Source organism: Pseudomonas sp. (assembly GCF_050739995.1).
GTDB lineage: Bacteria > Pseudomonadota > Gammaproteobacteria > Pseudomonadales > Pseudomonadaceae > Aquipseudomonas.
In genome coordinates, this window is sequence record NZ_JBOICG010000015.1 from 1 (window position 1) to 7257 (window position 7257).

Here is a 7257-nt window from a genome sequence, read left to right on the forward strand (position 1 = left end):
GACAACGGCAAGACGCGCACCGAACAGGTGAACGCCTATGCGCAGCGTGATATCGCGGCGTTGCAATCGACCTTCCAGGTGGGGCAGATTTCCAGCAACAACCCGATTTTTGGCGGTGTACAACTGACAGGTTTGCAGTTATCCCCGGACGGCCAGCAGCGCAGCGGTGCGGGCGACAGCAATGTCGTGGTTGAAGGGCTGGCTCAAAGCCAGTCGCGGGTCGAAGTTCGTCAATCGGGTGCGTTGATCCATTCCACCCTGGTGCCGGAAGGTCCGTTCAGGCTGACCGGTTTGCCGTTGCTGAACAGCACCAGCGATCTTGATGTGAGCGTGATTGACGTGCGTGGGGCAAGGCGCAGTTTCGTGGTGCCCGCTGCTTCCTTTCGTGGTGGGGCTCCGGTGGAGCCGGGGTACTATTTTTCCCTCGGTAAGGTACGTGAGACGGCCATCGACAACCAGGAATCCCCTGTGGTTGCCATGGGCAGCGGCACCTGGGGGCTGGGCCAGCGCTCGTCGCTGGGTTTCGGTTTACTGAGTACCGACGAGTATCAGTCGGCAGGCGGCTCCCTGAACAGTGTGTTTTTCCACCAGGTGACCGTGGGCGTGCGCCATAACCTGTCCCGTGATGCTCAAGATGAGGTGGGCGGCGCGCGTAGCACGTTGTCTTTGGGGACTCCGTTATTTGCCAACCTTGATATCAACCTGAGTGCTTCGGCGCAGAGCCGCGGCTACCGTGAGGTACTGGACGCTGGCCAGGCGTCGCGGGGGTACAACCTCGATGCACGTTTCAAACGCCAGTACACGGCAGGTTTGAACTGGGCGGCCCCGTCGCTGGGTGGGTTCTCCCTCGGTTTCACCCGTAGCTCGCAGTTTGACGGGCAATCCAACGATCACCTCTTTGCCTCGTGGAACAACACGTTCAACGGCGTGGGTGTCGCACTGATCGCCGACGCCCAGGTAGGTGCGACCGAGCCTCGGCGCCTGGACCCGGTTCGGGGTAGCCGCCGCGACGAGCGGCTGGACGAGGGCACGTCTGTCAGGCTGCAGGTCACGGTGCCCTTGGGTGCTGATCGAAGTGTGAGCTCTTATGTGAGCCGTCGAGGTGACCGGCTGGATGCCGGCACCGCCCTCAGCGAGCGGGTCAACGACTATGTGAACTACGAGGTCGGTGTTGATCGGGACGTGAAAGAGCGAGAGCAAAGCGTGCGCGGTCGTGTGGACGTCTTGCCGCTGTATACCCGCGTGAGCTTGGGCGTCGACCGTGATCCGTCGAACACCAACTACTCCGGCCAACTGCAAGGCGGCATCGTGGCTCATGAGCACGGCGTGACCTTCTCGCCGTATGCGGTGCAGGACACCTTTGGCATCGCCTCGGTGGGCGATGTCGGTGGGGCCAAGATCTCGACGCCCCAGGGGCCGGTCTGGACCGACTTCAGTGGCCAGGCGGTGATCCCCGGGCTACAGGCCTACAGCAACAACCATCTGCAAGTGCAGACCCAATCGCTGCCCAAACGCGTCGACTTGAAGAACGGTACCAAGGTGCTCGCCGCCGGTCGTGGTTCAGTCACTACCTTGGACTTTGATGTGGTGAAAGTCCGCCGTCTGTTGCTTGAAGCCCAGGACGAAGAGGGCCGGCCACTGCCTCAAGGTGCCGCGGTGTTCGGCGAAGGCAACCACTTTGTGACCAGCGTAGTGGGTGAGGGCATGGTTTTCCTGAGCAATATCGATGGGCCGCAAACCCTGACGGTTTCACTGCCGGATTCCAAATCCTGCCTGCTGCAAGTCAATCCTGAGCAAGAGCCTGACGATGACAAACTCTATGAAACCGCACCGGTGGTCTGCCATGTTCGCTAAGCACAGGAGCCTGTGGCTGTTGTGGGTGGTCCTTGTGGCAACCCAGGCGCAGGCCGAAAACTGCCGGATGACGTTGAGTGAGCCCCGTGTCGACTACGGGGTGATTCGCCCTTCGCAAGCATCGTCCGGCAGGCCAACAGTGACGCTGGACACGCCGCGTACGCTGCACTTGAGCGTACTTTGCACAGCACCTTCGGCGATGGCGCTGCGTTTCAGCGGAGTAGCCGCCGATGCCCAAGGCTTTCAGTTCGGGCGGCAGGGGCGTTTCACCTTGAACCTGAGGCAGGCTCAGGTCGACGGCAGGCCGGTAGCGTGGCAGCCCGATGAGGTCTCCAGCGGGCAGCTGTTACCGGGGCGTGCGCTGTATGCAAGCGCAGGCGGCACGCCGGTGATGGGCCGGCGGTTGACGGCCCAGGTAGAAATAGCGGTTCAATTGCCGGCCGATGCCCTATCGGTACGTCGGGAGATGCTGTTGGAGGGGCATGGTCAGTTCGAACTGGTCAGTCCGGCTGTTCCGTAGAACCAATGAAATTGGCCAGCTCGGCGGTTTCCGGTCTGGCGAACAAGACTTTGGGGTCACCCACTTCATGCACCTTGCCCTGGTGCATGAACACCAGTTTGTCGCCGACCTCACGGGCAAAGCGCATTTCGTGGGTCACCATGATCAGGGTCATGCCGTCCTTGGCCAGTTGGCGCACCACGCTGAGCACTTCATTGACCAGTTCCGGGTCGAGGGCCGAGGTGATTTCGTCGCACAGCAGCACCTTGGGCGACATGGCCAGGGCCCGCGCAATCGCCACGCGTTGTTGCTGGCCGCCGGACAGACGATCGGGGAAGGCGTCGAACTTCTCGCCCAACCCGACGCGCTCCAGCATTTGTTTGGCCAATTGGGCTGCCTTGGCCTTCGGCACTTTCTGCACCACCTGCGGCGCAAGCATCACGTTTTCGCCGACGGTCAGGTGCGGGAACAGGTTGAACTGCTGGAACACCATGCCGACTTTCTGTCGCAGGCTGCGCAAGTCGGCGCGGGCGGCGTCGAGGTATTCGCCATCGACTTCGATCACGCCATCATTGATGGACTCCAGGCCATTGAGTGTGCGTAGCAGGGTGGATTTCCCCGAGCCGCTACGTCCGATGATCGCCACGACCTGACCTTCATCCACCGTCAGGTCGATGCCCTTGAGTACGTGGTGATCGCCGTAATACTTATGCAGGGCGGAAATTCTAAGCAGAGGCATGCAGTCTCCTTTCCAGGTAGCGCGCACTGAGGGACAGGGGGTAGCAGAGCAAGAAATAACCAAGGGCCACCAGGCCGTAGACCATGAAGGGCTCGAAGGTAGCGTTGGCGAGCATGCCGCCGGTCTTGGTCAGTTCGGTGAAGCCGATGATCGAGGTCACGGCGGTGCCTTTGACCACTTGCACCGAGAAACCCACGGTAGGCGCTACGGCAATGCGCAGCGCCTGGGGCAGGATCACGTAGCGCAGTTGTTCAAGCGGGTTCAGTGCCAGGCTGGCCGAGGCTTCCCATTGCCCATGGGCGATGGAATCGACGCAGCCGCGCCAGATTTCGGCGAGATAGGCGCTGGTGAACAGCGTCAGGGCAATCGCCGCCGCCAACCACGGCGAGATATCCACACCGAGCAGGGCGACGCCGAAGAACACCAGGAACAGTTGCATCAACAGCGGTGTGCCTTGGAACAGTTCGATATAGGTGCGGGCGACATTGCGCGGGAATGCTTTGCGGCTGATGCGCATCGTCATGACCAGTAAACCGATCACGCCTCCGCCGATGAACGCTACCAGCGACAACAACAAGGTCCATTGCAGGCCGGTGAGCAGGTTGCGCACGATGTCCCAGAAGGAAAAATCACTCATCGGCTGTTCCTCATCACAAACCGGCTGCCGATCCAGTTGAGCAATTGGCGAATCATCAGCGCCATGCACAGATACACTAGGGTAGTCAGGGCATAGGTTTCAAAGGCTCGGAAGTTGCGCGACTGGATGAAGTTGGCGGCAAAACTGAGTTCTTCCGTGGCGATCTGTGAGCACACCGCCGAGCCGAGCATCACGATGATGATCTGGCTGCTCAGGGCCGGCCACACCTTGCCCAGCGCTGGCAGCAGTACCACATGGCGGAAGGCCTCGAAGCGCGTCATTGCCAGCGCGGCGGCAGCTTCCAACTGCCCGCGCGGGATGGCCTGGATACCGGCGCGGATGATTTCCGTGGAGTAAGCCCCCAGGTTGATCACCATCGCCAGCACGGCGGCTTGCCACTCGGTGATCTTCAGCCCCAGGGACGGCAGGCCGAAGAAGATGAAGAACAGTTGCACCAGGAACGGCGTGTTGCGGATCAACTCGACATACACGCCGAACAGCCAGGTGAAGGGCTTGATCTTCCACGCCCGTACCACGGCGCCGACGGTGCCCAGCGCCACTCCCAGGATCGCGCCGATAGCCGTCAGCTCAAGGGTGAACAATGCGCCACGCAACAGCAGGTCGGTATTGGCCAGCACCGGCACAAAGTCGAATTGATAAGCCATGGATCAGCTCCGCTTTAGAGGTCGGCAGGCAACGGCTCTTTGAGCCACTGCATTGCGTTCTTTTCCAGGCTGCCGTCGGCCTTGGCCGCGACCAGTATCTGGTTAACCTTTTCTAGCAGGGCCGGCTCGTTTTTATTCACGCCTACGTACACCGGCGAGTCCTTGAGCTTCACCTTCAGCGCCGGAACGCGTTTCGGGCTGCGTTCGCTGATCGCCACCATCACCACGTTGCCGCTGGCGATCAGGTCGACCTGGCCGGCCAGGTAAGCGGCGATGGTCGAGTTGTTGTCTTCGAAGCGCTTGATAGTGGCTTCCTTGGGCGCGACGGCGGTCAACTCGATGTCTTCGATGGCGCCACGGGTCACGCTGATGGTCTTGCCCTTGAGGTCGTCGATGGTACTGATGGGCGCGTCGGGTGGGCCGAACACGGCCAGGTAGAACGGTGCGTACGCCTTGGAAAAGTCGATGACTTTTTCCCGCTCGGGGTTCTTGCCCAGGCTGGAAATCACCAGGTCGACCTTGCCGGTGGTGAGGAACGGGATGCGGTTGGTGCTGTTGACCGGGGTCAGCTCCAGTTTGACCTTGAGTTGGTCAGCCAACATTTTGGCCGTATCGATATCCAGGCCGCGTGGCTTCATGTCGGGACCGACCGAGCCGAAGGGTGGAAAGTCCTGGGGCACGGCGACCTTGAGGGTGCCACGGGCAACGATATCGTCCAGACCGTTGGCCTGGGCGGGTGCCTGGCTCAGCATCAGGCTGGCAAACAAGGCAGTGAGCAGGGCGCTGTAGCGCTTGGTCATGGCAACTCTCCGGAAGAGACGAGGGGAATGTTCTGTTTCGGGTCATTGCATGGCCCATGCCATGACGGTGCGAATGGCCTGGATCGCTGGAATTTGCTGTGTTTTTCTGGTCTTACTGGTCTGAACAGTTCGGGGGCGTTTCGCACCCTTTTCGAGCGTCGACAAAACCGCGCGAGTCCCTTTGGGGCGTCGCTTGCCGAGGGCTGCGAATAGCTTTACAACTAGCCGGTCAGTTGTCTGGAACCCTGAGTCTTTTATGAATTCCATCGCACAAGCCGTACCGGAAGCGGCCCTGCAGGCCATTCGCAAACTGATCAAGGAACAGGGCTTTGCAGCCGGCGATGCGCTGCCGTCCCAGCGCGACCTGGCGGTGCAGTTGGGGGTCAGTCGGGCCTCGTTGCGTGAGGCGTTGTCATCCTTGAGTGCCTTGGGCGTGATCAGTGTGCAGCCGGGCAAAGGCGTGTTCGTTCAAGAGGCCCAGGAAACACCTGGGTTCGCCTGGCCCTTCGCCGCCCAGGCTACGCCGTTGGATATCTTCCAGCTGCGCTATGCCCTGGAAGGGTTTGCAGCGGGGTTGGCGGCGGTGACGCTGACGCTCGATGAGCTGGACTGCCTGGAAGATAACGTCGAAGCCATGCGCAAAGTGCTCAAGGCCGGTGATTTCGAAGCCGCCGCTCGGCTGGACTTCGAATTCCATCAGCGCATTCTGCTGGCCAGTGGTAATCAGGCAATGGTGAGTATTCTGAGCGCCAGCGCCGACGTGTTCCTGGAAAGCCAGAAACTACCGTTCATCCGACCGGAGCGGGCCATGGAAACCTGGCAGGAACACCGCAGGATCTTGCGCGCCCTGGCTCGCCGGGCCAGCACGGCGGCACAGAAAACCATGCAGGAACACGTGCGCAATGCGGCGTTGCGCACGGGTATAGCCTTCGTGACCCCCGTAATACCGTGAGTTGGGCTATACCCAAACTCATGGGTCATCATAGGAAGACTCAATCAGAGGCGGCTTCCTGAACGGGGGAAGGGCGGCTATGATGGGCAACGTTTTTTTTGCTTACAATCCGGAGACATCCATGAGCAACGATCTTATCAAGCACGTCACCGACGCGACCTTTGAGGCCGAAGTACTCAAGGCTGCTGGCCCGGTACTGGTTGACTACTGGGCTGAATGGTGTGGCCCTTGCAAAATGATCGCGCCTGTTCTGGACGACATTGCGACCACCTACGAAGGCAAGCTGACCATTGCCAAGCTGAACATCGACGACAATCAGGAAACCCCGGCCAAGCATGGCGTGCGCGGTATTCCTACGCTGATGCTGTTCAAGAACGGCAACGTCGAAGCTACCAAGGTAGGCGCGCTGTCGAAGTCTCAGCTGCAAGCTTTCCTCGACGCTAACATCTAAGCGCCGACAAAAAAGCCCCGTTAATAGCGGGGCTTTTTCGTGAAACAGGGCTAGACGCTCCCAAACTCAGGTGGTACATTCGGCCCCGCACTGGTTTCTCCACTGCCCCCTGCAAGCCGTCGCCGACGCACTCCTTTTCGATTAGTACGCGATCCTGTCGCCTTCTCTGCGGCGCGGCCTCATTAAGCCAAAAGCTTAATTTCCCCCCCTCCATAAATGATTACGTCATTCCTATATGAATCTGACTGAACTCAAGCAAAAGCCGATTACCGACCTGCTTCAACTGGCCGAAGAAATGGGCATAGAAAATATGGCCCGTTCGCGCAAGCAGGACGTGATTTTCTCCCTGCTGAAAAAGCACGCGAAAAGCGGCGAGGAAATCTCCGGTGATGGCGTGCTGGAGATTCTCCAGGACGGCTTCGGCTTCCTCCGCTCTGCAGACGCTTCCTATCTCGCCGGCCCAGACGATATCTACGTCTCGCCGAGCCAGATCCGTCGCTTCAACTTGCGCACCGGTGACACCATCGTTGGCAAGATCCGTCCTCCGAAGGAAGGCGAGCGTTATTTCGCCCTGCTCAAGGTCGACACGATCAACTTCGATCGTCCCGAGAACGCGAAAAACAAGATTCTCTTCGAGAACCTGACCCCGCTGTTCCCGAC

Annotated in this window: 9 protein-coding genes; 5 read left to right on the forward strand and 4 right to left on the reverse strand. The window is 60.1% G+C overall.

Features of this window, described 5'->3' with window-relative positions; genetic code table 11:
* A partial coding sequence (locus tag ACRESD_RS00390; protein WP_431749121.1) for a fimbria/pilus outer membrane usher protein occupies positions 1 to 1854 on the forward strand: 1854 nt, incomplete at its 5' end.
* On the forward strand, positions 1844 to 2374 hold the full coding sequence (locus ACRESD_RS00395) for a hypothetical protein (RefSeq protein ID WP_431749122.1): 531 nt from the start codon (positions 1844 to 1846) through the stop codon (positions 2372 to 2374). The genes ACRESD_RS00390 and ACRESD_RS00395, both read left to right, overlap by 11 nt.
* On the opposite strand, the gene ACRESD_RS00400 is transcribed toward ACRESD_RS00395, so the two are convergent.
* Genes ACRESD_RS00400 through ACRESD_RS00415 form a run of 4 tightly spaced genes read right to left on the reverse strand, consistent with a single transcriptional unit; the run spans position 2355 to position 5194 of the window.
* Positions 2355 to 3092 (reverse strand): amino acid ABC transporter ATP-binding protein, encoded by a 738-nt coding sequence (locus ACRESD_RS00400; protein WP_431749123.1) that lies wholly within the window; start codon positions 3090 to 3092, stop codon positions 2355 to 2357. The two genes, ACRESD_RS00395 and ACRESD_RS00400, sit on opposite strands and share 20 nt — an antisense overlap.
* Positions 3079 to 3729 carry an amino acid ABC transporter permease gene (locus ACRESD_RS00405; protein ID WP_431749124.1) on the reverse strand — a complete coding sequence of 217 codons (651 nt, stop codon included), beginning with the start codon at positions 3727 to 3729 and terminating at the stop codon, positions 3079 to 3081. Before ACRESD_RS00405 ends, ACRESD_RS00400 begins: the two co-directional genes overlap by 14 nt.
* Complete coding sequence (locus ACRESD_RS00410) at positions 3726 to 4394, reverse strand: amino acid ABC transporter permease (RefSeq protein ID WP_431749125.1); 669 nt, start codon at positions 4392 to 4394, stop codon at positions 3726 to 3728. The genes ACRESD_RS00405 and ACRESD_RS00410 overlap by 4 nt, the downstream gene beginning before the upstream one ends.
* Positions 4395 to 4408: 14 nt before the next feature.
* On the reverse strand, positions 4409 to 5194 hold the full coding sequence (locus ACRESD_RS00415; protein WP_431749126.1) for a transporter substrate-binding domain-containing protein: 786 nt from the start codon (positions 5192 to 5194) through the stop codon (positions 4409 to 4411).
* A 256-nt stretch (positions 5195 to 5450) separates the two neighbouring features.
* Between ACRESD_RS00415 and ACRESD_RS00420 the strand changes: the two genes are divergently transcribed.
* From ACRESD_RS00420 to ACRESD_RS00430, 3 genes are all read left to right on the forward strand, one after another.
* The gene (locus ACRESD_RS00420; RefSeq protein ID WP_431749127.1) at positions 5451 to 6146 is read left to right on the forward strand and encodes a FadR/GntR family transcriptional regulator; all 696 of its coding nucleotides are present in this window, start codon (positions 5451 to 5453) and stop codon (positions 6144 to 6146) included.
* Between the two features lie 121 nt (positions 6147 to 6267).
* Positions 6268 to 6597 carry a thioredoxin TrxA gene (gene trxA / locus ACRESD_RS00425; protein ID WP_015886460.1) on the forward strand — a complete coding sequence of 110 codons (330 nt, stop codon included), beginning with the start codon at positions 6268 to 6270 and terminating at the stop codon, positions 6595 to 6597.
* A 235-nt stretch (positions 6598 to 6832) separates the two neighbouring features.
* Positions 6833 to 7257: Rho termination factor N-terminal domain-containing protein (locus ACRESD_RS00430; protein ID WP_431749128.1), on the forward strand; the 425-nt coding region annotated here is incomplete at its 3' end.

What these genes read in the sequence shown, in the direction of transcription:
- ACRESD_RS00420 (WP_431749127.1), top strand. Translation starts at nt 5,451, where the DNA reads ATGAATTCCATCGCACAAGCCGTACCGGAAGCGGCCCTGCAGGCCATT.
- ACRESD_RS00405 (WP_431749124.1), bottom strand. Translation starts at nt 3,729, where the DNA reads ATGAGTGATTTTTCCTTCTGGGACATCGTGCGCAACCTGCTCACCGGC.
- ACRESD_RS00410 (WP_431749125.1), bottom strand. Translation starts at nt 4,394, where the DNA reads ATGGCTTATCAATTCGACTTTGTGCCGGTGCTGGCCAATACCGACCTG.
- ACRESD_RS00415 (WP_431749126.1), bottom strand. Translation starts at nt 5,194, where the DNA reads ATGACCAAGCGCTACAGCGCCCTGCTCACTGCCTTGTTTGCCAGCCTG.
- ACRESD_RS00395 (WP_431749122.1), top strand. Translation starts at nt 1,844, where the DNA reads ATGTTCGCTAAGCACAGGAGCCTGTGGCTGTTGTGGGTGGTCCTTGTG.
- trxA (WP_015886460.1), top strand. Translation starts at nt 6,268, where the DNA reads ATGAGCAACGATCTTATCAAGCACGTCACCGACGCGACCTTTGAGGCC.
- ACRESD_RS00400 (WP_431749123.1), bottom strand. Translation starts at nt 3,092, where the DNA reads ATGCCTCTGCTTAGAATTTCCGCCCTGCATAAGTATTACGGCGATCAC.